18 protein-coding genes and 4 pseudogenes are annotated in these 24,218 nt (G+C 48.8%); 12 read left to right on the top strand and 10 right to left on the bottom strand.

The window, feature by feature from the left end; genetic code table 11:
* Positions 1-67: 67 nt before the first annotated feature.
* Positions 68-294, top strand: a pseudogene (locus tag AC0L73_RS14660) (DDE-type integrase/transposase/recombinase); the annotation flags it as partial.
* A 207-nt stretch (positions 295-501) separates the two neighbouring features.
* On the opposite strand, the gene AC0L73_RS14655 reads toward AC0L73_RS14660, so the two are convergent.
* Positions 502-2,427 (bottom strand): multicopper oxidase family protein, encoded by a 1,926-nt coding sequence (locus AC0L73_RS14655; protein WP_473654069.1) that lies wholly within the window; start codon positions 2,425-2,427, stop codon positions 502-504.
* A 474-nt stretch (positions 2,428-2,901) separates the two neighbouring features.
* Between AC0L73_RS14655 and AC0L73_RS14650 the strand changes: the two genes are divergently transcribed.
* The 3 genes and pseudogenes from AC0L73_RS14650 to AC0L73_RS14640 form a co-directional block, all read left to right on the top strand.
* On the top strand, positions 2,902-3,264 hold the full coding sequence (locus tag AC0L73_RS14650) for a hypothetical protein (RefSeq protein ID WP_473654068.1): 363 nt from the start codon (positions 2,902-2,904) through the stop codon (positions 3,262-3,264).
* A 473-nt stretch (positions 3,265-3,737) separates the two neighbouring features.
* Positions 3,738-6,830 (top strand): hypothetical protein, encoded by a 3,093-nt coding sequence (locus tag AC0L73_RS14645; RefSeq protein WP_473654067.1) that lies wholly within the window; start codon positions 3,738-3,740, stop codon positions 6,828-6,830.
* Positions 6,831-7,017: 187 nt separating this feature from the next.
* Positions 7,018-7,200: pseudogene (locus tag AC0L73_RS14640) on the top strand (IS6 family transposase); the annotation flags it as partial.
* A gap of 54 nt (positions 7,201-7,254) precedes the next feature.
* On the opposite strand, the gene AC0L73_RS14635 reads toward AC0L73_RS14640, so the two are convergent.
* Positions 7,255-8,130: a LysR substrate-binding domain-containing protein gene (locus tag AC0L73_RS14635; RefSeq protein ID WP_473654066.1), complete on the bottom strand. Its 876-nt coding sequence runs from the start codon at positions 8,128-8,130 to the stop codon at positions 7,255-7,257.
* A gap of 65 nt (positions 8,131-8,195) precedes the next feature.
* On the bottom strand, positions 8,196-8,372 hold the full coding sequence (locus AC0L73_RS14630; RefSeq protein ID WP_473654065.1) for a hypothetical protein: 177 nt from the start codon (positions 8,370-8,372) through the stop codon (positions 8,196-8,198).
* A 142-nt stretch (positions 8,373-8,514) separates the two neighbouring features.
* Here AC0L73_RS14630 and AC0L73_RS14625 point away from each other — a divergent pair, with 142 nt between their 5' ends.
* A complete protein-coding gene (locus AC0L73_RS14625; protein WP_473654064.1) occupies positions 8,515-9,438 on the top strand; it encodes a GntT/GntP/DsdX family permease in 924 nt (307 codons plus the stop codon).
* Positions 9,439-9,518: 80 nt separating this feature from the next.
* Positions 9,519-10,286 carry a GlxA family transcriptional regulator gene (locus AC0L73_RS14620; protein ID WP_473655453.1) on the top strand — a complete coding sequence of 256 codons (768 nt, stop codon included), beginning with the start codon at positions 9,519-9,521 and terminating at the stop codon, positions 10,284-10,286.
* Between the two features lie 214 nt (positions 10,287-10,500).
* Here AC0L73_RS14620 and AC0L73_RS14615 read toward each other — a convergent pair whose 3' ends face one another.
* The 4 genes from AC0L73_RS14615 to AC0L73_RS14600 all read right to left on the bottom strand — a co-directional run bounded on the left by AC0L73_RS14615 (position 10,501) and on the right by AC0L73_RS14600 (position 14,861).
* Positions 10,501-11,460 carry a homocysteine S-methyltransferase family protein gene (locus AC0L73_RS14615; RefSeq protein ID WP_473654063.1) on the bottom strand — a complete coding sequence of 320 codons (960 nt, stop codon included), beginning with the start codon at positions 11,458-11,460 and terminating at the stop codon, positions 10,501-10,503.
* A gap of 302 nt (positions 11,461-11,762) precedes the next feature.
* The gene (locus AC0L73_RS14610; RefSeq protein WP_473654062.1) at positions 11,763-12,431 is read right to left on the bottom strand and encodes a methyltransferase family protein; all 669 of its coding nucleotides are present in this window, start codon (positions 12,429-12,431) and stop codon (positions 11,763-11,765) included.
* 223 nt (positions 12,432-12,654) lie between these two features.
* Positions 12,655-14,058, bottom strand: coding sequence for a hypothetical protein (locus tag AC0L73_RS14605; RefSeq protein WP_473654061.1), 1,404 nt, complete (start codon positions 14,056-14,058; stop codon positions 12,655-12,657).
* A 212-nt stretch (positions 14,059-14,270) separates the two neighbouring features.
* Complete coding sequence (locus tag AC0L73_RS14600) at positions 14,271-14,861, bottom strand: DUF1127 domain-containing protein (protein WP_473654060.1); 591 nt, start codon at positions 14,859-14,861, stop codon at positions 14,271-14,273.
* A 121-nt stretch (positions 14,862-14,982) separates the two neighbouring features.
* Here AC0L73_RS14600 and AC0L73_RS14595 point away from each other — a divergent pair, with 121 nt between their 5' ends.
* Together AC0L73_RS14595 and AC0L73_RS14590 are read left to right on the top strand one after the other, a co-directional pair.
* On the top strand, positions 14,983-15,951 hold the full coding sequence (locus tag AC0L73_RS14595; protein ID WP_473654059.1) for a GlxA family transcriptional regulator: 969 nt from the start codon (positions 14,983-14,985) through the stop codon (positions 15,949-15,951).
* A gap of 256 nt (positions 15,952-16,207) precedes the next feature.
* On the top strand, positions 16,208-17,620 hold the full coding sequence (locus tag AC0L73_RS14590) for an MATE family efflux transporter (protein WP_473654058.1): 1,413 nt from the start codon (positions 16,208-16,210) through the stop codon (positions 17,618-17,620).
* Positions 17,621-17,794: 174 nt separating this feature from the next.
* On the opposite strand, the gene AC0L73_RS14585 is transcribed toward AC0L73_RS14590, so the two are convergent.
* Together AC0L73_RS14585 and AC0L73_RS14580 are read right to left on the bottom strand one after the other, a co-directional pair.
* Positions 17,795-18,139 (bottom strand): RidA family protein, encoded by a 345-nt coding sequence (locus AC0L73_RS14585; protein WP_473654057.1) that lies wholly within the window; start codon positions 18,137-18,139, stop codon positions 17,795-17,797.
* Between the two features lie 342 nt (positions 18,140-18,481).
* A pseudogene (locus tag AC0L73_RS14580) lies at positions 18,482-18,595 on the bottom strand (IS6 family transposase); the annotation flags it as partial.
* An 868-nt stretch (positions 18,596-19,463) separates the two neighbouring features.
* Here AC0L73_RS14580 and AC0L73_RS14575 point away from each other — a divergent pair.
* Together AC0L73_RS14575 and AC0L73_RS14570 are read left to right on the top strand one after the other, a co-directional pair.
* The gene (locus AC0L73_RS14575; protein WP_473654056.1) at positions 19,464-20,339 is read left to right on the top strand and encodes a TauD/TfdA dioxygenase family protein; all 876 of its coding nucleotides are present in this window, start codon (positions 19,464-19,466) and stop codon (positions 20,337-20,339) included.
* 112 nt (positions 20,340-20,451) lie between these two features.
* Positions 20,452-21,145: pseudogene (locus tag AC0L73_RS14570) on the top strand (IS6 family transposase).
* A gap of 102 nt (positions 21,146-21,247) precedes the next feature.
* On the opposite strand, the gene AC0L73_RS14565 reads toward AC0L73_RS14570, so the two are convergent.
* Positions 21,248-22,294: a thiolase family protein gene (locus AC0L73_RS14565; protein WP_473655452.1), complete on the bottom strand. Its 1,047-nt coding sequence runs from the start codon at positions 22,292-22,294 to the stop codon at positions 21,248-21,250.
* A 68-nt stretch (positions 22,295-22,362) separates the two neighbouring features.
* On the opposite strand from AC0L73_RS14565, the gene AC0L73_RS14560 reads away from it, so the two are divergent.
* Together AC0L73_RS14560 and AC0L73_RS14555 are read left to right on the top strand one after the other, a co-directional pair.
* The gene (locus AC0L73_RS14560) at positions 22,363-23,058 is read left to right on the top strand and encodes an IS6 family transposase (RefSeq protein WP_227950780.1); all 696 of its coding nucleotides are present in this window, start codon (positions 22,363-22,365) and stop codon (positions 23,056-23,058) included.
* Positions 23,059-23,435: 377 nt separating this feature from the next.
* Positions 23,436-24,203: a recombinase family protein gene (locus AC0L73_RS14555; RefSeq protein ID WP_473654055.1), complete on the top strand. Its 768-nt coding sequence runs from the start codon at positions 23,436-23,438 to the stop codon at positions 24,201-24,203.
* Positions 24,204-24,218: the final 15 nt, after the last annotated feature.

Here is a 24,218-nt window from a genome sequence, read left to right as displayed (position 1 = left end):
GTCACAGGAAAGCAGCTTGAGCTTAGATGACGCTGAAATTACGGTTGGCTCATAAAAAATCCATTCCGCTATGAAGCAAGTTGAAGATCTTCTGCATGAGCGGGGTATCGACGTCTGTTATGAGACGATACGTGCCTGGTGGAACCGGTTTGCCCCCAATGGAGATGGCATCTTGATGAAGTTTTCGTCAAGATCAATGGAGGACCTTACTAACTCTGGCGGGCCGTCGACCACGAAGGAAAAGTTTTGGAAGTCTATGTTACAAAGAGACGAGAACGAGCAATGATTAAATTCAGGTGCATTAAATCACTGCAGAAATTCGCCTCACCTCAAGAAATGTCGCGCCAAAGCATTTAGAATGTGGGAATCTGCAACTACCGCTGCCTAGATATTTTCATTAAGGCTTTTCTGCGCCTGTCGCATATTAATGTGACGCCGCCCTTTCGTCGCAACAAGGATTAATTTCGCATACATGGTAGAATCCTGTTTCTACCAATATCTTCAGGGAACAATTCTGAAATTCTGCAGCATGCCGGTTTCCTCATGGGCGAGAAAATGGCAATGGAAAACCGTTTTTCCGACAAGTTTCGGATCAAACCGCATCCAGATCCGAAGCATACCTTTCGGCGGAATGATAATTGTATCACGCCACATATTCGGCCGGTCGAGATGATGCATAGCATCTATCCTTGCCTTTACCATGGACTGGTCTGATTTACTGACCAGATCATCACGAACCGTCAGGGCGCTATAGACTTCCTTGACCTGAAATGGATTGACATGAATATGAAAGGGATGAGTTCCCGCAGAAGGATTGGAAATGACCCATTCCTCCGCAGTTCCGGCTTTCACGTCGAAGTAACTTTCATCTGGCCGATAATTGCGGTCATTGATCTTAAATTGCGGGAACGGAAAACGACATGTATCGCCCTCAAGATCAAAAACCAAATGCCGGCGTTTTATGATCTCTTCCTCTCGAATATCTTTTTCAGGCGCGATGCCCGGCGTAAAGGATATTTCCGATATGGGAGCCTGTCCGGTAGCCGCTTCATCTAGGACCCGAAAAGTTGCCAGCAATTGCTGCTTGGGACCAGTGCCAAAAAACTGGATCGTTTCGCACCGATCGCTCCAGATTTCGTAAACGCCGGGCTCCGACAACTGCATCAAGATGTCGTGGCGTTCGCCGCCGGCGGTCACCATCAACGTCCTCTCTACAGGCTTGTCATAAGCAATGCCGTCAGAGGCGGCAATCCAGAAAGGATGGTTGACAGCATCCGTTGCGGGAGGGCCATCTGCTGAATCCTGCTTTTGGACAATCCGGAAACCGCAGAGGTTCTCAATAGTCGCCGTCAAATGCCGAAGCAGCACCACTTCATTTCGCTTGATCGTATATTCGGGTCTGTACCGGCCTGTCACCATGAAGGTGTAGTTGTCGCTCTCATTCTGATTTGGCAGAAAACGAGCAACGGAAGCAGCTCCGTTTTTGCCAGGCTCCGGCAGTTTATCCGGGGAATAATGCGGATCATGGACCGCGAAAGGAATTTCGGTCGTAATACCGAAGGACTTAATTTCCTCATCATATTTTCCGCGTACCAGGATCAGGCCGGCCATTCCGCTCCAAGCCTGAATTGCGACCGAGTTATGTCGATGCGGATGATACCAGTAGGTACCACATGGGTGATCTTCAGCCAGGGAGAATGTATAGCTTTTTTCTTCTCCAGGCTTGATGGTGATATAGTCTGATTTCTCATCCAACGTGCCTTCCGGCTCAAAAAGATGCGGTGTCACTTGCAACCCATGAGTATGGAGGTTGGTCCAGTTGTAGTTTTTCGGAACATTCACCTCATCTATATAGATATCTTCTATTTTTGTTTGTGGCGTGCAATTGTTCATCATCGGAAAACCGAGCTGGTCCAGATTGTGTAGAAAAGCGGAAGGCCCAGATTTCTTGTTAATCAGGTAAAACCAGTCTTCTGGCTTTGGCTCAGCAGGGCCGATGTCCTTATATGCCCCTTCCTCAAACAGCTCGTTCTTAATTTCAATGCGGAAGGTTTTACCCGGTTCAAGTTCGATGACGGGCCCGAGAAAATTATTATCGACTACACCATCTTCGGCCCAGGTCCTGCATTTATAGTTGAACTTGCCGCTTTTCATGATTTTGCTCGTCGCGTCGAGTTTGCCCGACTGGTCCACCCCATATTCCAAATCGAGCTCATAAGTCGCGAATTTGGCCACCAATGTGTAATTTGGCGCTATTGGTTCCAGAGCCTCGCCTTGTAACGCGTCCTTGGACGTTGTCGTTTGGGCTGTGGCGAAACGATCAGCAAGCAGGACACCCGAGGCGGACAACATGGCGGCTACAAAGGTTCGCCTTGAAATACTACCGGTCAGCGCTCTTTTCAATTCGCGACGATTAGAATGGCTCATTTTCGAATTTTCCATGAACATGCCTGCTTGTTTTGAAGTCCGATCGAAGAGGCTAAGCAGTTCCTTACGGTTACGAATTTCCCGCTAAAATTTTTTGGCTTGATACTCGGAAATCTGTTAGCTGACTCAGTGAACTGTCCTATCCTTTTCTCCTTAAGATGGTAAATTAGAATCAGTTTCTTAAAATTTTGCTAACCTTGAAAAGGCCGAATATGTGATGCAGATGATTTCATACTTGCCTGAATTTTGGCTTCAATTAAGGGGATTGATGTTAGATTCCCTTTTAATAAACGATTTTATAAAAAACAGCAGCATATCCTCAATTTTTCTCAATTCCTAAATATATAAGCACAAAAATTCTTGTATTTCGAGTAGAAATTTTAAGCGTAGAGGCTCAGAATCAAGCCAGTCATCGATGCAGCACCGTTTTCCTATGAGTTTGATATTGAACATGTAGTCCTTGTTTGCATTGATATGCAGTGGGAACTTTGCCTGCCCGGAGGTTTCGCTGAATCTCTTGGAAAAGATTTAAAGAATATAGCCCCTTGCATACCAGTTATCGCGAAGCTTCAGGCAGTCTTTCGCAAGGCTGGCCTCCCAGTTATCCACACGAAGGAATGTCACAAGCCAGACCTCTCCGACTTTCCCACGGCAAAGCGCAATCGTGGTAATCCCAAAATCAAAATCGGGGACCAGGGACCGATGTGTAGAATTCTGATCGATGGAGAAGAAGGATCCGATTTTACCCCCGGTAGAATCTCGCAAGGTAGCTTATTGGAAACTTGTTCTCTGCGGGTATTCTTATCGCGTTACCCATCGCCTTTGTGTATCTGCTGATCGCACCAATCATGGCGCCGGGCGGGCGAATGCTATTTGGAGAACGCGGCCCCGTTCTCGCGACCACCTTCACCGACACCTAGCATATCCATTTTCATAGTAGCCAAAACTGACGCAACGTGAAGGGTTGATACCTTTCGCCGGCGTTATTCCCCGTTATCACGTATATTTTTACGGCCCCACATTGTGGCTGTTACGTCATGGCGAACAACACAACGTGACCATACGACACCCTCATCCGAAATATAGGTCTTCTATATTTAGAGAAATATTAAAGTAAATAATGGAAAATTTTTTATTCAACTAAGTATAAAATATGACTTCAATATTTAGCCACATTTTCGGCAAACATATGAAAAAAATTGGGCTTTTTATTCAATAAATTTAATTTAATTGTTTAAATATTCTTATTGAATTATTCAAAATTAGTCGGGGTAGAACGAAATATAGGTAATTTTTCAAAAGGACTTACCATGAACGGAACATTTGAAGATTTTCTGGCCGCTCTCCTCGCATTCGAATCCGGGTGGGATAAAGAAAGATATGACAGTGGCGAAATTCAGGACTGGCAGTTGAACCAATGGTCTGGCGGTACTGTCGGCGATTTTTACCCGAATTATTCAAGCTGGTCGGAGTTGTCCGACGAAGAATGGTCGGTCATGGCATACAGGTCGATGAACACATTCGGATTTGTCGGCTATCAGTTTGGCGAAGCCCTGCTGATTGATCTCGGCTATTATGACGACGATTTTTACTATGGGAATGGCGCAAGTACGAACACCTGGGATGGTATTTGGACAGGGAAAAACGGCGCAAATTCTCTCGAAGACTTTATGACCGCCCATGTCCAGGATATCGCTATACAGGACGCATTCGGACATAATCTTTCCGTTATTCAGGATCTTCTCGGCGCGAGTGGAGAGAGTCTGGAAGATTATCTCGGCACGACCATTACATATGTCGAAAACGGTGTGCAGGGTTCAGTCGAACTGACGTTAACGGGAATACTCGCGGGCGCTCATCTAAGAGGCGCGCCAGCCGCTGTTGAACTCCTGCAAAGTGGGACTATCAGCAACGACGAATATGGCACGTCAATTCTTCAATATATTGATCAATTTGGCGGTTTCTCGGCCCCTGCCATCGATGAACTCATTGCCAATTTCGAAGACGGAAAGACGGGTGATGAAGGGCTTGGCGGGCCCGACGAAGGGAATGCGCCCGGAGGATCAGGAAGTGGATCCGCAGATGTAACGGCAGATGATGCTGATGTCGTTATAGACTGGAGTTGGGGTCAAAGCGAAGTCATCACGGGCTTCGATTCAGAGACGGACACAATTTTCATCGGCTGGTTTGCGGCTGAACATATTGATGTTAGCGAAGTCAACGGAAATGTTGTGTTTACAGTGGCATCCAACAACCAGTCGATAACTCTCGAAGGAATTACACTTTCAGAACTTGATGCCGATAATTTCACCATTCTCGATCCTTCTGCGGCTGAAAAAATTCTGTCGCTCGTCGGACCTTCAGATGGCGCAGACGTTACCGATGAAGAGGATAGCGGCGACGTTACCGATGAAAACGACAATGGCGATGATGACAATGTGGATGGCAATGGGGATGGCAATGGGGATGACGGCGGTACCGTCGTCGAGGAAGGTGATAATAACGATGCAGGTGACGGCAATAGTGAGCCGTCGAGCAGCAATGGTACCGCCTATGTCACTCAGTCGACAGCGACTGTCGCCATTACCTGGCATTGGGGAAATGAGGCGATTATTTCTGATTTTGATCCGGCCAGTGATACCATTTTCATTGATTGGTTCAATCCCGGGAAAATCATTATCAGCGAGGTCAACGGTCAGCTGAAATTTTCAATCCCCGACAATAACCAGACGATTACCCTCGACGGCATCTCCCTGTCCGATTTGACGGAAGACAATTTCACGGTCATGCATGAGGCAACCGCCCAGGAAATTTTGAGCCTTGTAGGCCAATCTGGCGGAGATACCTCAGGAGATCATACGGACCATGGAGATGATCACATGTCCTCGGATGAGGCGGTCATGCACATGATTACGCTGAATTCAGCGTCCAAAACCATCTCTGATTTCGACGTTACGAAAGACATGCTCCACATCGAGGGAGGGATTACTGATGCCCATCTGGATATTGGCGAAGTTGCCAATGGAAACGGTGCAAATCTCGTTATTTCCGTTTTTGGTGACGCGGAAAATATCATCAGTATGACGGTTGTTGAAAATGTATCGCTATCGGATCTTTCCCTCGCTAATTTTTCCATTGCGGAGCAATCGGCATTAAATGAGGTGGCCTCACTCCTCGGCCAGAATGTCAGCAGCCCGACCGATGATAGTGAATTTGCCATTACTTATGACAGCGACGGCTCCAGTCCGCCGCCAACGACCGGTACGACTGATTCCGGTGGTGTGAAGTACCAGGCGGATTTCAATGCCGATGATATCACCAACTTCAACCCCGATATCGACGAACTCGATTTTGGCGACACATCCGTTCACGGCATGATTATCACTAAATCTCTGCAAGGGGAGCTCATAGTTGATAATCCCTGGTGGGAAGAAATGCAAATTCTACAAAATGTGCAGATTTCCGATCTGTCGATCGATAATTTTGGCATTGTCGGCAATGAGCACCTCCGTCAGGATATCGGCGGCGTTCTCTCCTGGGAGCTTGGCGTAGGTCCGCGCGAGGAGGACACGGTCTATATTCGGTCCCACGAATATGGCGTTCATGAAGTGGTCGACAATTTTAACCCAAACAGCATGAAGATAAGCTTTCTCTATTATGGTACGCGAGAGCGTTTGTCAGTCGAGGAGACGGACGAAGGGCTGGTTATCAGCACGCAACCCTCTGGACAGAGCGTTACATTCACCGGCGTCGCGCTCGCGGATCTACAGCCAGGCACCCTTGAGTTTCACCATGATCAAGTAATGGAGGATAATCTGGAGGTACCGTTCGGCTTCAATCAGAATGACGTAACGCTTGTCTCCCGTGATGAACTCCTGACCCCGGAAGCGCCGGATGGCGCGACAACTGACGGGCATCAAACTCGGGATGGGGTCCTGTCTGAAACTGCGGCGGAGGATGATCCTGCCGACGGCACCGATACCGGGGATGACGGTGGTGCCACGGATGATAGTGACAACGGGGATGTCGCCAACGCTAATGACAACACCGACACGGAAGCCGATACCGATATCGGAGGCGAAAATCAGGTAAACAGCACGACCGACACCTATCATTTGACATGGAACTGGAGCGCCATCGAGGTTATCTCGGATTTTGACGCTTCTGAAGACATTCTTGATGTGGGATCGTTGCCCGCGCGCCAAATATCCGTATCCGAGGTGGATAATAATCTCCTGCTGGAGGTGCTCGATAACGGGGGCCATACCTACGTTATCGAAAATGTTCAGGCGGAGGATTTAACCGCGGATAACTTTATTGCGCCAAGTTGGAATTATGGCGCTTTGGAGGATGAGGATGGCATCTATAACCAGTTGATCGGACTGGGTGCCCAGGACTTCTAGTAAAGCCTAAGAAGGTGATTTGAAGAAACCAGCGCAACACCATAGGGCAATGTGGTATCCATTCGCCCTATGGTGTTGCCATATTAACCGGTTTTGTTACATTAACTTTATGGCGAGAAACTTGATGATGGGCGCTGTCAGAGGAAAACGGCTTAAGCAGTGACGGAAGTGGATTTACGTTTCACTTATGAAAAATCCAGTTCTTTATTTCATGACTTCTCCTGAAATCATTCGCCTAGCCGTTATGATGTATATTCGATATCTGCTGGCATTGCGCCAAGTTCAAGATCTACTGCATCCGCGTTGTATTGATATTAGCTATGAAACGGTACGCGTCTGGTGGAACCGGTTCGGCCCTATATTTTCCTCTGACAATGCCCGGGCTTCTTTTCAAATGTTCCAAAAACGAGCGATTTTGCTCAATCTAGATAAATTCCTGCTTAATCCAACCCTCTACAGCAGATAGCGCCATGCTTGACTCGGCGGTTCTGGGCCAAACGAACCAATAGGCGTGGCTCGCGGTCAGATGGATATCGAAAGGCTGGATCAGCTTGCCCGACGCAATGTCGTCTGCGACCAAGCGCGACCGCCCGAGGGCGACACCATTGTCATTTAGTACGGCTTGCAGGATCGCGGTATCATCACCCAAGCGAGGTCCGGCAGAGGAATCAATGGTGCAACCCGCCGCCCTGAACCAAGTCGCCCAGTTTTCGGGAATGTCGCCATGCAGTAACACCGCCCGCGCAAGGTCTGCCGGTGAGTTTAGCCCGATCCGCTCGGCATAGGCCGGTGAGCATACCGGGGTGATGGTCTCCTCAGCAAGTTTCTCGGCTGTCAGGCCCGGCCACGGGCCAACACCATAACGGATCGCCGCGTCAATGCCCTCACTTGCAAAGTTCACAAGATGCCGCGAGGCGGTGATACGCAGGTCGATCTCCGGATGCGCCAGGACGAACCGGTCCAGTCGCGGAGCGAACCACTTTGCAGCAACGGACGGCAACATAGACAGCGTGATCACCCTATCGGAAACGGCGGCCTCCGTGATGGCGGCGCGGACATCTGCGAACGCCGCCGTCAGGCGCGTGGCCAACCGCTTGCCCGCCGGTGTTGCCGCGACATGCGCGCCCCGGCGCTCGAACAGTTGGATGCCTAGAACGCCTTCAAGATCGGCGATCTGGCGCGACACCGCGCTTTGGGTGATACCCAGCTCGGATCCGGCGGCGGTGAACCCGCCCAGTCGGGCGGCAACCGCGAAGATTTCTAGGGACCGCAAAGGTGGTCTGAGATGACTCCTACTCATGCTATGATCCACAATTATTCATTATATATAACTCTTTACCGCGATTAATATGCTTATAGATTATACTAATCAGGAACTCTGTCTATGACCGATACGCCCCCGACCCCTGTCATCGAGGCACCCCAGCAGCGCGCCGCCCTGTTGGCAGACATGCCGATGGTGATCTGGATAGTGCTCGTGACCATGGTGCTCGGTTTCGTGGGCGGTATGGAGCCGGATGCGTTCATCTCTATCTTCAACATTGGATTCGGCGCGGCGCTTGGCGAGTTCGCCCTGATCCTGCTGCCGTCCTTTGTCCTGGCAGCAGCCCTGTCGCGCGGCGATATCGCCTCGACCGGTGCGGAGCAGGCCGCAGCTTTCGGCGCGCCGGTGGCGGGTGCCGGGATGATCTGCCCGGACACGGCCTATGCGGCTCTGGCCTCGGCGGCAGGACGCCGCAAGCTCGATGTCGCGTTCGGGGCCTATACCGGCTTCAAGTTGCTTTACCCTGCCGGACCGCTGATCGTAGTCACGGGACTGGGCGTTGCGGCCGTGGAAACCTCCGCCGCAACGCTGGCGATTTATGGGGTCACGCTGGCTCTGCCGGTTTGGGCGGTAGGTGTTCTGTGGTCGCGCATCTTGGTTGGGCACACGGGCAGGAACCGGTTAAAAACCCATTCGGCGACTGCATCGTCCGGAGGTAGTCTGCTCATCGCCTTCGCGCCGTTCATCCTGCTGGCGACTCTCCTCGGCCTCGGTGGTATCGTCGGGGTCACAGGCATCCACGTCCTCGACTTCCTGTTTTTACCAAAGGGAGCGCTGCTCGCAGCGGCAATTCTGGCTCTGGCTCAGACAGAGCGGAGCGAACGACGGGCTTGTTTCGAGAGTGCCGTAAGGCGCACGGCTTCGCTTCTGCTGGTGATCGGTGCGGCCAGTGCATTCGGCGCTGTCCTAACCGGTCTTGTTTCCCTCACCGATCTGGTGCCGCAGGGCGGCGGCACCGGTGCGCTTCTCGGCATCTTCGGGCTGACGGTGGCGTTCAAGCTGACACAGGGGTCCAGCATGGCGACATTCGCTGCCGTGGCGCCGGTCGCCGCTCCGGTTGTAGCTGCCAGCGGGCTGGCAACGGAGGCAGCGGTCTTCGCCATCTGCCTCGGCTCTTTCATCGCAATTTTACCCAATGACAGCTACTACTGGCTGGTGCGTCGCGATGCCTTGGCGGAGGAATTTAACGACGCCCGCGCTATCCGGGTGCTGGCGGGCGGCACAATCCTTCAGGCGCTGGCGGGAATGGGCCTCGTGCTTCTGGCCGTCCGGTTCTGGCTGTGAGCGGGGCGCAGTCCCCTGTCGCCCCCCAAGGGCGTTGTCACATTAACTTAGTAGCGAGAAAATTGATGATGATCTAATCTCTGCCAACACAAAATATTTCTTATCGACGCCATCCGCGTGAAATTGCCTGGCTTCGCAAAGTGCACTCGGATGGCGCACTGGTAACTTCCGTCTGTTCGGGGTCACTTATGCTGGCCGAGGCGGGCCTTTTGGATGGGCACGAGGCAACGGCCCATTGGGCCTATCGTGACATGTTCCAACGCCACTATCCAAAAGTTGCGTTTCGCAATGATTCTGTTCTGTGCTTGACGGCGGAGTCTGATCTTATCGTGACGGCCGGTGGTGTCAGCGCATGGCATGATCTAGCGGTCTACCTGATCGCCCGGTTTTGCGGATATCAGCACGCTATTGAAACTGCCAAAGTCTTTTTGATCAGCGGGCATTCCGAAGGCCAGTCGCCCTATTCAGTGATGACCCGTCCGATAGAAACAACAGACAGACAGATATCTGATTGTCAGGTATGGATCGCCGACAACTATGCTCTGGCTAATCCAGTCGAACACATGGTCGAACGTTCCGGTCTGAATGCCCGCACCTTTTCTCGTCGCTTTCGGTCAGCAACAGGATTGTCGCCAATTGAATACGTGCAGGCGTTGAGGGTCGAGGAAGCCAAACAGATGCTGGAAATTAAATCCTATCCAGTCGACGACATCGGGAGCTCAGTTGGCTATGAGGACTCGGCTTCTTTCCGAAGGCTCTTCAAACGTAGCGTCGGTCTGTCACCCGCGGCCTATCGCAAGAAGTTTCAACACATATCCCAAATCGCCAAACCAATCAAAGCGGCGTGAGGCGAAGAGCAACAGTCTTGCCCGCAAATATCAAGAAACGAATTTCCTTGCGGATAGCGAGAGTTCCAGACCTTTGTCGAGGTCAAAGGCAGTGTCAGAGAGAGATTGTAACATTGAAGAATGTGAGATTTGGGAAAATGCAAGCGCCGCTTGCTTAAGAAAAATTACTGGAGTTTGTCTACGGCCATCGTAAGTTAATGTGACAAAGCCGATTTTAGGCGTGCGGCCGAACATTAAGAACGTTTTTAGCAACTTGCTCCAAATGGGGTCGATCAGTACCACAACATCCACCAAAAACGTTGAGCTGCGGAAACCTCCGCGCCAGATCCCCCATTTGCTGTCCCAACTCAATTGGGTCGCCTTCCTCAAGGTGGCCAAGCTTACATAGTATCCCATGGTCAAGAGAAGAGGCGTTGGGCCGCACTCCTTTCAACCTGTCAATCCAGCGCCCCGGCGCAGCAATGGCAGGTGCGAAGTCAATCGGATGATTGCAATTTATCATGTAAAAAAGGGGTGCTCGGTCAGTGGCTACCTCTACTGCCTCAATAGCGTCGCCGATCGTCGGTCCCGTCTTGAGGACAGCTTCGCGGCCAAGCGAAAACGACATTATGATTGGTATTTCAGCAGCGCTTGCAGCTCGGGTGATCCCAATTGCCTCTTCGATGTGATTGAAGGTCAGGGCAGAAATAAAATCAGCACCAGCCGATTTAGCGGTGGCGATTTGTACACTGTGATATTCTTCGGCCTCTTCAGCACTCATTACGAGATCCGCGTTGTAGGCGTCGCCACGTGGGCCAATGCAACATCCGACCGGGATCGGTGTGTCCTCAGTCGCATATTCTCGAGATAACTCAGAATAAATTTCGATACCTTTCGCGGTCAGGTCTGCAAGCTGTTGTTCAGACATGCCCAATAATGCTCCCCAGTCGGGGCTCGCGCGGTAATGAACACCATCCAACAGGTGACCGACTTTATGTTCAACGGCCACCTCAATCAGGCCCGCATGATAGGTACGCAGATCATCGACAAACCGATCATTTTGCAGCAACTCAAACAGACAGAAATGCCGAAACTCCCAGCCCTTCTTATACATCATAGTTGTCTCGATCCCGGCCTCTGTAAGAAATAGCCTGTCATGGACTTCCGGTAACCGACGTTTGTATTCGTTTCCCATGTTCAATTTCTTCCCTTTACGAGCTGTAACCTGACGTGTTGTGCATTAATGCCTGCAAAGCGGATGTGATTTCAGATCGTCCACATTGCCAGCTCCTTCCATATTCTTATAGATGCTATGGCAACGAATATGCTTAGACTAGTGGCGTTTTTGCCAAGAAAAAGGCATATTTGACAAATACAAATGGAAAAACTGTCAGTTTCATACTGATTAAGTCAGAGATGGATATTGTCATCTATGGACGCCTCCTGAAATGCAGAGATTTTCTTAGAGCGAAATTACCTTCGGTAAATACGAATTGGTTATTCAGCGGATTCTGCCGGCGTGGTAGTTTGCCTTTTTCGAACAAAGGGAAAAAATGCCGGAACGTTTTTCCGATACCTCCGGTATCTGTCTCCGAGTTCGCCGATTAGATCCATCTCTTCAAATGGTGTGGCGACAATGATATAGCTTGATATTCCAAGAGCGAAAATAATATGCCCAACGGTCAAATGCGGCGTGATCCAAGGCATCATCATCCAGCATAAGCTGATTGGATGACGGACAATACCGTAGAGCCATTTTACGCTAAACCCCGTGGCGGCCGCTTGTTTATTGCGAAATCTTTCCCAAGCCTGCTTCAGACCAAAAAAGCCGAAATACCCGAACTGAAAAGTCGCAAGCAACATGAGACCCCAGATAAGCAAATAAACTCCATAAATAGAATTTTTCAGGATTTCATTGTCGACCTGCCAGACGGTTAATGGAATTGGACGCCAGAAGAAAATCAAAAGTCCCGTCATGATTGCGGTCATGTAAAGATAAGTCGCCCTTTCAATCGGTTGCGGAACGACTTTAGTCCAGTATTTCTTAAACCATGGTCCGTGCAGTGATTGAATGATGCAGACCAAACAACCAGAGGAGTCCGATGTCGATCGAAATTGCCGTCCAAAGCTCTCCCTGTCTTCCGTCACTGATACTTTTTGGAACATAAAGCTCCGCCAGAAATCCCATGATATAGACGAGATTGAAAGATGCGACAGCGTAGGCAACCAAGGCGTAGATGAGTATTGAATATCGTTGAATCATGGTAATTCTCCGTTAAATGCGCATGTATTTTTTTCGTATTAATACGTAATTTTAGTAACTTACCAGAATTCGAGCGGCGGCATTTATGGCCTAATTCGACCGCCCGAATAACTTCTTTTGGTAACGTCAGACCCAGTTTTTATCGTGATCGGCATGCGTTCTAAGATAAGCACCGGACGTGAAATGCCTGTCATAAAACTCGGTGTCGAGTTGATGCGCCTGCAGATACATCAAGGTGAAAATCGGGGGAACAGTTGCCGGAAAGCGCCCGAATTTGTCGAAAATGTATTGCGCCATTGTCGTAACGCAATCGATAAACTCATCCCCGATTGGCGCAGCGCTGCCCCGTATTTTGGCGTTTTGCTTATAGGGTCCGTCTGTTTGTTTATTGAAAGGCCCACCGGCACCAAATTTTCGGGTGACAACGGACTCAACAGCCGCGCGCATGTCCTTGAAATGCGGCGGGCAATGTCCTTCGAATATTCCTTCCAGCCCTGTGACGTTCGGCAAAGGCTGCCCGTCAAGCATGTCAAACCGAAAACCCAACCCCGGCACATCCGGATCGCCACTGGCACCCAGAATACTGAACGGATTTATTCCTTCATACATCCACCCGCCAAGCCCGAGGGCCTGAAGCATCAGCGCCCCCGCATAGCATGACGTGGACAGTTCAACCGTAACTTCCGTAAGCCCCAGCTGCTCGAGATAGCTGAGCGGATACGGGTTTTCGACATCGACCAAATTCTTGAATTTTTCAATACCGGTAACCGCCTGGTTATTCACATCATCATAAATACAGGCGCCATTTTGAACCAGATAGCACATGACAAGAAGCATATGCTGAGCAAGGTCCGCCACCGGAATAATTAACGTACTTCCCGGAACATTCGCGCACCATTCGTTGTGCATTTCCATATGCAACGGAGTGGCCGGCGTATTCAGACGGCCATCTGAAAGCTTAACAATTCGGGCTTTATGTTCGTTGAGATAGGCGTTGAGATCCGTTCCGTCCTCAGCCGATTTTGCGGTTGTGGCAGGCATATCCCTTGTCGGGAAAAAATACGTCCCCTCGTCATCCGTATAAAAAATTTCCGTCGTGTGAAATCCTGCGGCAGATGGAAAGGTTCGACCACCGGCAGCCCCTGCGTAATTCGGAATCTTGGGCAGATAAAAACGGTTGTTGGGGATAAGGTTCGACCATCCGCTATTCCCGCCAACTGTGGTCAGCAACAAAAGCTGCTCCATTTCGCTGAGCGGCGCGGGATCGTGTTTTGAAGTATAGGCCAGCGGCCCGTCCGGAATAGACGCGCCGCGCGCAAACCGTCGGGAGCGTCGTCCATGAATTGCCTCGATCAGCGGAAATTCGGCGGCTTCAATCAGCCCTTTTGGCAAGACCGGTAACTTGTTCAGCATGATTTTTCCTTTTCTGTTCAGTTCGTCAGCCGTTGCGTTCAAGCCGACTCCACTTAGGAGCGCGCTGGCACCGATCATCGATCCGCCGAGCAATTTACGACGTGTAGTTTTGAGCATTTTCTTCTCCATTGGGCGAACGAGGAAAGATAGTAAGATGGCTCGCCGTTGCAGGGCTTTTCACATAATTTGGCGCGTCCCGTTAGTCTCATTATTGACAATATCGGGTCAAAAAGGACATTTGACGCATATCAAGGCGTGGAAAAATCAAGAAAATATCGCGGCCGATCCACCTGCATATTTAAAGGGGACGGCGGGACGACCGAGATTGATCAACCGGCGCGCCGGTGATCATTATTGTTGCTTGCGTGTAACCGGTTGCAATTGGCAAAATCCCTGACAATGCCATTCCGGACAGCCTGGAGATCACTGCGCGTGAGCCCAATATCGGCTAACTGTCTTGCGTCCATGGACATCAATTGCACATAAGCCTCACGGGTATTACGTGCATCCATCAGTTTTTTCATGACCGCTTTAAGCATGCCCGACTTCTTCTTTTTGTATGCCACTGCTTTTCTCTCAACCGCATCGTAGATATCGCAACGCCTGAGTCCGATATCCTGCAATTGCAAATCAGACATTCCATAAAGCCTGAATCTAGCCAGGTCCAAATCGCGACGGCGGCGATATTTCAGGGCAAGGCGGCCAATCCATTTACCTGGCACTTTCAATGCCGAAATAATATTGCTTCTATTCGTCTGTGAAATCTGAACCGGCTCCGTGAATATTCTATTGTCGGTCTTGTGCGGCTCAATCAAGGCAAGTGCGGTTAATAATGTTTCTCCGAAATTCAACATTTGTATCTCCTTTGGCGAGCGCAAAAATTTGAGCAAAAGGGCTCGCTGTTGGGCATCTTCTGACACAAGAAAATACTCTTTGTTAGTTTCAGTATTGACAATACCGGGTCAAATATGCCAAATCTTCGCTATGCCCATTTCAATTCACTCTAAAAATGTAACAATTAGCCTGGTGGCTGTTCCAGAAATGTCAGCCCACGTGGTTTATGGCCTCCATGAGGTGTTTGCCTGCGTTGGCGGAGCTTGGGAAACCCTAACCGGCGAGCAATCAAAATGCGGTAAAATGACACCGCGGATAGTTGGCCATTCAACGGCGCCTATCCGAACGACGTTGGGGGCAACAATTGTTCCGGATCATACTTTTGAAGAAGCACACCGTTCAGATGTCGTCATCGTCGCCGACCTGGATGTGCTTTCGGGGGTTGATCCTATTGGCGACTGGCCCGAGGCGGTTGCATGGATCAAGGATCAGCACAGCAAAGGCGCCATTATCTGCTCCGTTTGTACCGGTTCCTTGATGATGGCCGAAGCTGGCCTACTGGATGGCCTCGAAGCGACTTCTCACTGGGGCGCGCTTGAATATTTTAAAAGCTGTTATCCGAAAGTTCTTTTGAAACCGGACAGAATTCTTGTTCCTGCCGGCAAACAGCACCAAGTGATTACATCAGGGGGGACCTCTTCTTGGCATGAACTTTCGCTTTATTTGATCGCGCGGTTTTGCGGTGAAGCAGAAGCGCGGCATATTGCAAAGGTCTTCCTTTTTGGAGATCGCAATGACGGCCAGTTACCCTTCGCCGCCATGGTGCGCCCAAAGCAGCATACGGATGCCACTATCGCGAAGAGCCAAACCTGGATTGCAGAAAACTACGATGAAGCAAACCCTGTAGAGAAAATGACCCTTCTCTCAGGTCTTAACACGCGGACCTTCAAGCGACGCTTTAAATCTGCAACTGGTTATACGCCACTGGATTACGTACAGACAATGCGGATTGAAGAGGCAAAACAAATGTTGGAAACATCGGATGACGCGATAGACGATATCGCCGAATCCGTTGGCTATGATGAGCCCAACTCATTCCGTCGTCTGTTCAAGAGAACAACCGGAATAAGCCCGCACCAGTATCGACTGCGCTTCAAAGATATTTCCACTTTTTGAACGATACTCATCGTCTGTTGCATTAACACGGGATGAATTTCCTAAGGCAACACGGCATTGCCGAATTGCAGAACTGTCTCAAATGACCCGCTTCTGTCCATTGTCGCTCTATTAACCGCGCGTAGTGTTTCGTAATTTCCTGTCCTGGCGCCGGACCATCTCATTACCTGACAGGTAATTGTTTTCCTGAAATTGGTGCTGCTTGCTTTACTGGACGAAGAAAATTCTTCCGATCGGCTCAACTGAAAGAATAATAATGACAATCGAACAATCTGCATGGTTACCGGATGACGACGCACCAATTGAACCGAAGAAATCAACGTCGTCGACTGACCGCATGTTACAGGGGCCGGTTTTTGGAACACTTTTACGGCTTTCAGCACCAAATATCGGCGAAGCCATCGCCCGCGTCTCCTTTATCGCATTTGACGCTATTTTTGTTGGCTGGATTGGAACAGATGCCTTGGCTGGCGTTAGCTTGGTGTTCCCCATATTCCTGATCATGCAGATGATGTCAGCCAGTGGCATAGGTACCGGCACGTCAGCAGCGGTCGCACGCGCATTGGGCGCCGGCAATCAGGATCAGGCTTCTCGAGTGGCGTCACAAGGGATTTTACTTGCGTTGATCGTGGCCATCCTTTTCACCTGCATTTTTCTCTCAACGGGGCCGACGATATATAGCTGGATGGGCGCCGAAGGCAACGCTCTCGAGGAAGCCACGCGATATTCCATGGTTGTTTTTAGCGGAATTACATTCGTATGGATCATGAACGTCCTTGCCAACATCGTTCGTGGAACTGGCAATATGGTCGTCCCGGCCAGCGCAATAGTTATCGGAGAAATATTCCATTTGTCGCTGGCGCCTGCCCTAATTCTTGGTTGGGGCCCCTTCCCCGTACTAGGCGTATATGGCGCCGCTATCGCGATACTGTCATCTTACTTAGTCGGGGCGTGTGTTCTATTCCTGTATCTTATTTCCAGCAGGTCCTTGGTTCGTCTTTATCTTAAAAACCTAATGCCATCTTGGCCCCACATGAGAGAGATCCTGGGCATTGGCGGTTTTGCTTCCCTAAATGTTTTGCAAAATCAATTAATTGTAATCGTTACAACAACCCTTGTTGCAGGATATGGACAGGCAACCCTGGCCGGCTATGGTGCGGCAAGCCGGCTCGAGCTATTGCAAATTCCGATCACTTTCGCGCTGGGGTCGTCTATCATAACTATGGTCGCAACCAACCTCGGCGCGAATAACTGGGAGCGAGTTCGGCAGATCGCTTGGGCCGGAATGATCATTGCCATTGCAATCGGTGCATCTTTGGGAGCGATCGCTTTATTTGCCGCAGAATACTGGATGGAATTGTTCACCAACGATCCAAGGGTAATCTCCGCCGGAGCAAGCTATCTTAACATCATAGCTTTTCCATTACCCTTTATCGGCGCGGCCCTGGGCCTCACTTTCGCTCTGTTTGGTGCCAACAAACCGTTTATCCCTTTTCTTGCCATTAATGCGCGTCTCCTGATCATCGCGATAATCGGTTGGTCGCTTGTCCGTGTGTGGGACGTTGAAATAAACATTCTGGTTTATGTCTTGGTCACCGGCATGCTCGCTGTTACGACAATACTCGTTGTCGCGGGGTGCAAAATATTCGGAACCGGACCTGCGCGTTAGCCCATAGTGTCCGTCCACCATATTCTTCCCATGCGGAGTGCTGCACCCAATCGGCATCTTCATGCGATATCAAAATGCACATGCTATTCCAGCCACAATCAGCGCTCAGAAAATTAACGCAAATTCTCTTTTAGCGCTGATCGTGCCGGCGACATCTGCAACCATTAGGACGCCTCAAACGGCGGCAACAACGATGATTTCAAAAAGATACTCAGGCGCGGCCAGTTTGGCTTCACCGCATGCTCTGGTCGGAGGGTTTTGCGGATCTACCCATGCATCGTAGACTTCATTCATGGCGTCAAAATCACTCATGCTCGCAAGCCATATCGTGGCCTGCAAGATTTTTGATTTTTCGGATCCGGCAGCCGCAAGAAGTTTTTCTACCTTCTCCAGCGCTTCTTTCGTTTGCTCTTTTATCGTACTCTTCGGGCTACCAACCTGACCAGCGAGATATATAGTTTCGTTGTGTTTGACGGCCTGGCTCATTCTAGAACCGATATTGAACCTTTCAATAGACATGACACTACCTCTTTATCTGATAAAAATTGTTATTCTCGACACACGGGAAATTCAGTCAGAAGTTTTATTGCTGGAATAGGCATATAGTAGCATTACCGCAGCCTAATCTTCGATAGCGGAACCAACGCCTTTAAAATGAGTAAATTCATCTGGCGTGTAACGTCCCTGAACTTCGCCCCTGCACAAACCGAATAGGCCTCCGGCAATCCTATCTTTTGGCAATGTGCCAGACTTTAACCTACCAATCAAATCATCGCTTCCCTCTCACGCACTTTGGGTATCGTTATATATTCGAGCGCATGGGTGATGCCACGAATGCGGCCTCGTCTCCATATGGCGCAAAAGTGGGCCAACTTTATTCCGCCAATAGCGCACCGTCTCGTGACAAATGTCGTTGCCCCGTTCATGAAGAAAGTCTTCGACATTGCGAAGAGAAAGCGGAAACCGGACATACATGGTTACAACCAGTCCGATGACTTCGGACGAAGCGCCAAAATGGCGAAACGGGTTCTGTTTTGTCTTACTCGGAGGCTAGTCAGCAAGCAAATCCACATCAAGCAGTTTTCTTCTGACAAAGCTGTCCATCTTAATATCCCATGAACTGGACCCTGAAACAGAGCGTCAGAGAGGAATGCTGAATTACGACTTATTTACTCTCATGTAAGCGTCTCTGTTCTGATCGGATAGCACCAAAGGCCCCGGAACTGCGGGCTTCAGGGGCGAACCCGGACTGGTTCCAGGTTCGCCTCAAGAATAGTGGTGGTGTTAGTAGTCTCATGCGAACCCGTCTCTCCCATTTTCCCTGTTAAACAGGGAAAAAACAAGGGTTTTTGGCGAATGTGGCCCCAAATCAACCATCCCTTCTCTATAATCTCCTAATTTTACTGATGTTTTCTGAATTTCCTTAGGAAAATTAACAGGGAAAACTAAATTCCTATCAGGGAAATAACTATTGAGAACAGGGAACAATTTATCAGTCATCACCCTAGAAACTGCTGGTGGGCGTTATCACAGTAAAATCATTAAAATGAAAAAAAAGGAATTATGCGATGCTTTTCAGGCAACGAGCTGACGGGTGTTGTCAGCTAACGACCACTCAAACGTCTCCTAGGTGTCGTTTGTGGTTTTGTATACTAGAGAAATTTGAACTCTGTAAACTTCCACTACAGAAACATAACAGAGTAATTACGTTGGGCCGGAAAAGGTCTGCTGACGGGGAACAGCGGACGTTAAATTCATGATTGCCCAAACCTTAACAACGAAAAGAAACATTTATCAAATCAGCGGATTGGAGTTACACTTAGATTAAAAGATCGGGGCTGACATGAAAAACTGGGATATAAACCGATTGTCCGGAGCATTGGGCGCAGAAGTACAGGGCATTGATCTGGCGACTGTCAATAGCAACGATATTGCGGAAATACGGCGTCTGTTGGCCAAACATATGGTGCTGTTTTTTCCGCAGCAAAATCTTTCTATTGAGGATCACGTCGACTTTGGGCGTCATTTCGGCGAACTAGAAGGGCATCCAAACCTGAAAAACCCGTATCTGGATCATCCGGAAGTTTTTGAACTGGTGGCAAGCAATGGCGGCATTGCCGATGAGTGGCACACGGACCTGACATTCCAGGAACAACCGTCTTTGATGTCCATTCTGAACATGGTCAAATGCCCCGAAACAGGGGGCGATACGATGTGGACAAACCTTTGCGCCGCGTTCGATGCGCTATCCCCGCCGATGCAGGAATTATGTACCGGGTTGACGGCATTGCATGATGCGCTACCGCATAATCACCCCGAACAGATGGCCATTCATCCGGTCGTCAGAATTCACCCCGAAACGGGCCGGAAAGCGCTCTATGTGAATGAACATTTTACCCGGCGTATCGTCGAAATGAGTGCACCGGAAAGCGCGGCCTTGCTCGACTTTCTGACAGGCTGGGTGCAGAACCCGCGTTTCACGGTGCGATACCGCTGGTCGGAAGGCACCATCGGAATCTGGGATAACCGGTGCACCCAGCATTATGTGTTGAACGATTTTTCCGAAGAACGCGTCATTCAACGGGTCACGGTTGTCGGAGATCAGCCAACGGGCGAGCGCGCAAGATGGCCTGCCTGGCTGAATGACGGCCGACGATCCGCCGTCAGCCGTCACGACAGACAACTGGCCCTTTTCCTGAAATCAAGAAACCAGGACTGACCGGATCAGTCCAAAGGGTGCTGTCAGACGATGCTTTCGGACTGGTGTTGTCACATGACATTGTCACATTAACTTAGTGGCGAGAAAATTATTGGTGATCTAATCTCGATTGATGAAAAAGATTTCTTATCAGCGCCATCGTTTTCCGCCTCATATTATTCAGAACGCAGTCTGGCTGTACGCTCGATTTACGCTTAGCTATCGGGATATCGAAGGGCTTTTAGCGGTGCGCGGATTGGATATTTCATATGAAACGGTTCGTCGTTGGTTCTGAAGTTTGGCGAACCAATAGCCTGAAATCTGAGATCCAACCGCCCTTCTCCCAACGATATCTGGCATCTGGATGAAATGCTCTTTTTTATTCGTGGTAAACGACATTGGCTATGGCGTGCTGTCGATAGCGAAGGTGAAGTCTTAGATTTCCTTGTACAGCCAAGGCGAAACGCCAAAGCGGCCCTAAAACTGATGAGAAAATTATTGAAGAAGCAGGGTTTCGCGCCAACACAAATCGTCACAGATAAGCTGAAATCCTATCATAAGATGCTTCGAATTCTAGGCATAAAAGCCGAGCATACTGATAAGAAAAGAGCGAACAATCGGGTAGAAAACTCACACCTTCCTATCCGGCGAAGAGAACGAAAAATGCAGCGGTTTAAGTCACCAGGATCCGTTCAGAAATTCCTCAATATTCACTCAGCCACATACAACAATTTCTACCTTCAACGACTCTTAATCAATCGACCCACCTCAAGCATTGTCGTTCTGAAGCATATAGCATTTGGGCAACTGCAAGCGCTGCAGCCTGAGAATTTGTAACTTGGGAATATCTGTGTCTTTTTGAAGTTAATGTGACAACGCCATGTGACAGCACCCATCATACAAACGTAATAAATAATTTCGAATAGGTTTTACGCGGCCAATATATGAATGGCGCAGGCACCCGTCTCAAGACCTGTTGCATGACCGCCAAGCATCTGGGCAAGGCCAAGCTTTGCATTTGGCGACTGGCGGTCTTCGCATTGCCCCCGAAGCTGCAGCGTGATTTCGCATATATTTCTAACACCGGATGCGCTTAATGGATGACCGAGAGATAACAAGCCACCGCTTGGATTTACTGGGATACGCCCGCCCAACGACGTCGCCCCAGATCGGAGCAAAGAAACTGCATCCCCTATTTTGCAAAGCCCTAAATCCTCATAGTGAACTAACTCCTCGCATGCGAAAGCATCATGAAGCTCGACAACATCTAAATCTGATGGATCAACACCTGCCATCTCATAAGCTATATTTGCGGTCTTTTTACCAACATCAAAAGATGTCAGATCTTTTTTCTTGAAGAAGTAATCCCCTGACTGTAGAGCAGACGAGAGTATCCGGATAGGGTGCGACGTGTAGCGCCTCGCAAACTTGCTTGAGCAAAGAACAATGGCGGCGGCACCGTCTGTGTTAGGACAGCACTGAAGCAAAGTAATAGGATCGGCAATAGAGCGCGAATTCACTATTTCTTCCACAGTCAATTGCTTTCGATATTGTGCCTGAGGGTTTAAATATCCGAACTCGTGCGATTTAACAGAAACTTGCGCGAAATCCTCAATAGTTGCACCGTGTGTTTCCATGAGCCGGTTCGCCATCAACGCAAACACCACCGGCATTGCCAGCCCTAAATTTCCTTCAAGATCATCGTCAGCAGGTGGAATAAGTTTGCCCGCAATAGGGCTGGTAGTCATAGATTCCATTCCAATGGCAATACCCACATCACAATGCCCCGCCGCAATATCCTTCCATAATGATCGCACGGCTGTTGCGCCACCTGCGCAGGCATTTTCAACGTTGGTTATTTCAATTCCGGTAATCCCCATTTCTTTGAGCACGACCTGGCCATTAATCATTTCAGAGTATAACCTTGACGCAAAAGCTGTTTCTAGTTGATGACGATTAATTCCAGCATCACCGATAGCTGCTTCGGCGTTGTTGTCACATTAACTTAGTGGCGGAAAAATTATTGGTGCTCTAATCTCGATCGATGAAAAATATCTCTTATTCCCGGCACCGATTTCCACCTCATATCATTCAACATGCAATTTGGCTTTATGCTCGATTTACGCTGAGCTATCGAGATGTAGAAGATCTGTTGGCCGAGCGAGGCCTGGATATTTCATACGAAACAGTTCGAAGATGGTTTCTAAAGTTTGGCGAACCAATAGCCAGAAATCTGAGATCCAACCGCCCTTCTCCCAACGATATCTGGCATCTGGATGAAATGGTCATTTTTATTCGTGGTAAACGACATTGGCTATGGCGTGCTGTCGATAGCGAAGGTGAAGTCTTGGATTTCCTTGTACAACCAAGGCGAAACGCCAAAGCGGCCTTAAAACTGATGAGAAAATTATTGAAGAAGCAGGGTTTCGCGCCGATGCAGATCGTCACGGATAAGCTAAAATCCTATCATAAGGCGCTTCGAATTCTAGGCATGAAAGCCGAGCATATTGATAAGAAAAGAGCGAATAATCGGGCAGAAAATTCACATCTTCCCATCCGGCGAAGAGAAAGAAAAATGCAGAAGTTTAAATCGCCAGGTTCAGCCCAGAGATTTCTCAATATCCAGTCTGCCACTTACAATAGTTTTTATCTTCAACGTCACCTAATAAACAGATCTCATCTCAAGCAAAGCCGTGCTAAAGCATTTGGCGTTTGGGAAAATGCAAGCGCAGCGGCCTAAACATTTTTTCTGAGGTTTCTATGCGACTTTCTCAAGTTAATGTGACAATGCCCTTCCTACTATTAAATTGAGTACCAGATAGTTTAGTAGAATTGAAATAAAATTATGAAATTATGAGCATACCGAATCGGCGTCAACATTTTTTACCTTATTGTTTTTATTGACATTAGTGGATAACTAGCGTAAGATAAAAGTTATTAAAAGAGCGTATTTTTTACTCCGCTCGACAGAATTGTAGACGTCTGCAAGAAACCTTGAGAAAGCCGCTCAGTCTAACGTAATCAAATAAAACAATTATAAGTTAGATAATATTTCTCTTTTCATGATGTTTGTTTCTTATGTACCGTTAGGAAATTATTCCTAGTTATCCGGTTATCATGAAAATATTCTATCGCATTACAGGCTATAAAAAATTTATCGCCTACGCTCGCGTATCCTCCCGAAGCAACAAAAAATCTAACCAAGAACAATTACGTCTGATTAGAATGTTTGTTGAAGAAAATGAAGGCGAGATCTTTGGGGAATACGTAGAGATAATTAGCGAACAAGAGACATCTCTCCCTCAAAGAGAATTAGCGGTTGCAGCCGCATTGGACCAATCTCTTACATTGATAGTTACAAGAATAAATCGTTTGACGCGCGATGCAGATTATCTTCAAGAGCTATTTGATAGAGGTCTAAAAATTAGAACAATCTTCAATCCAGAAATATCCAACAAAGATCTAAAAAGATTGGTTCGCCGAGAGTTTTATAGATACTACGGCAAGGAACGAAATAGAGAATATTCAATTCTCGAAAGGCGACGCAATAATCTCCCAATTGGTGGCGCCGCTGCAAATTTAAGATATCGGACTGAGCAGGCTAGAGAATTTGCTAGATCGATATACCCTATTATTTTATCAATAAAGAGGCGTGGCATAAGCAGTTCTTACGGTATAGCCCGTGAACTCAATGAACTGGGCGTAAAAACGAAAAGAAATGGTCAGTGGCAGGCAACCAGCGTCAATCGTATCCTCCAGCGCATTCAAAGCGGAACCGCAACTCGAAAAAAAGTTCGTTTCCCGCCTGTCATTGCCGCGAAGCTAGCCAGAAACGCTTTTGCGGATGACAAACAATACCAACGATGGAAACGCTATTACCTATGAAAAGAGAAGGGCTTT

The sequence above is a fragment of the Sneathiella sp. D3-11 genome (assembly GCF_055809395.1).
The sequence above is the reverse complement of the archived record's forward strand: the minus strand, read 5'-3'. Positions and strand labels throughout refer to the sequence as shown.

Coding starts and splice junctions, on each gene's coding strand:
- AC0L73_RS14655 (WP_473654069.1), bottom strand. CDS start 2,427: ATGAGCCATTCTAATCGTCGCGAATTGAAAAGAGCGCTGACCGGTAGT.
- AC0L73_RS14650 (WP_473654068.1), top strand. CDS start 2,902: ATGCAGTGGGAACTTTGCCTGCCCGGAGGTTTCGCTGAATCTCTTGGA.
- AC0L73_RS14645 (WP_473654067.1), top strand. CDS start 3,738: ATGAACGGAACATTTGAAGATTTTCTGGCCGCTCTCCTCGCATTCGAA.
- AC0L73_RS14635 (WP_473654066.1), bottom strand. CDS start 8,130: ATGAGTAGGAGTCATCTCAGACCACCTTTGCGGTCCCTAGAAATCTTC.
- AC0L73_RS14630 (WP_473654065.1), bottom strand. CDS start 8,372: ATGTTGAAGATAGAGATGAACGCATCCGGCTCCATACCGCCCACGAAA.
- AC0L73_RS14625 (WP_473654064.1), top strand. CDS start 8,515: ATGATCTGCCCGGACACGGCCTATGCGGCTCTGGCCTCGGCGGCAGGA.
- AC0L73_RS14615 (WP_473654063.1), bottom strand. CDS start 11,460: ATGGGAAACGAATACAAACGTCGGTTACCGGAAGTCCATGACAGGCTA.
- AC0L73_RS14610 (WP_473654062.1), bottom strand. CDS start 12,431: ATGTTCCAAAAAGTATCAGTGACGGAAGACAGGGAGAGCTTTGGACGG.
- AC0L73_RS14605 (WP_473654061.1), bottom strand. CDS start 14,058: ATGCTCAAAACTACACGTCGTAAATTGCTCGGCGGATCGATGATCGGT.
- AC0L73_RS14595 (WP_473654059.1), top strand. CDS start 14,983: ATGTCAGCCCACGTGGTTTATGGCCTCCATGAGGTGTTTGCCTGCGTT.
- AC0L73_RS14590 (WP_473654058.1), top strand. CDS start 16,208: ATGACAATCGAACAATCTGCATGGTTACCGGATGACGACGCACCAATT.
- AC0L73_RS14585 (WP_473654057.1), bottom strand. CDS start 18,139: ATGTCTATTGAAAGGTTCAATATCGGTTCTAGAATGAGCCAGGCCGTC.
- AC0L73_RS14575 (WP_473654056.1), top strand. CDS start 19,464: ATGAAAAACTGGGATATAAACCGATTGTCCGGAGCATTGGGCGCAGAA.
- AC0L73_RS14560 (WP_227950780.1), top strand. CDS start 22,363: ATGAAAAATATCTCTTATTCCCGGCACCGATTTCCACCTCATATCATT.
- AC0L73_RS14555 (WP_473654055.1), top strand. CDS start 23,436: ATGAAAATATTCTATCGCATTACAGGCTATAAAAAATTTATCGCCTAC.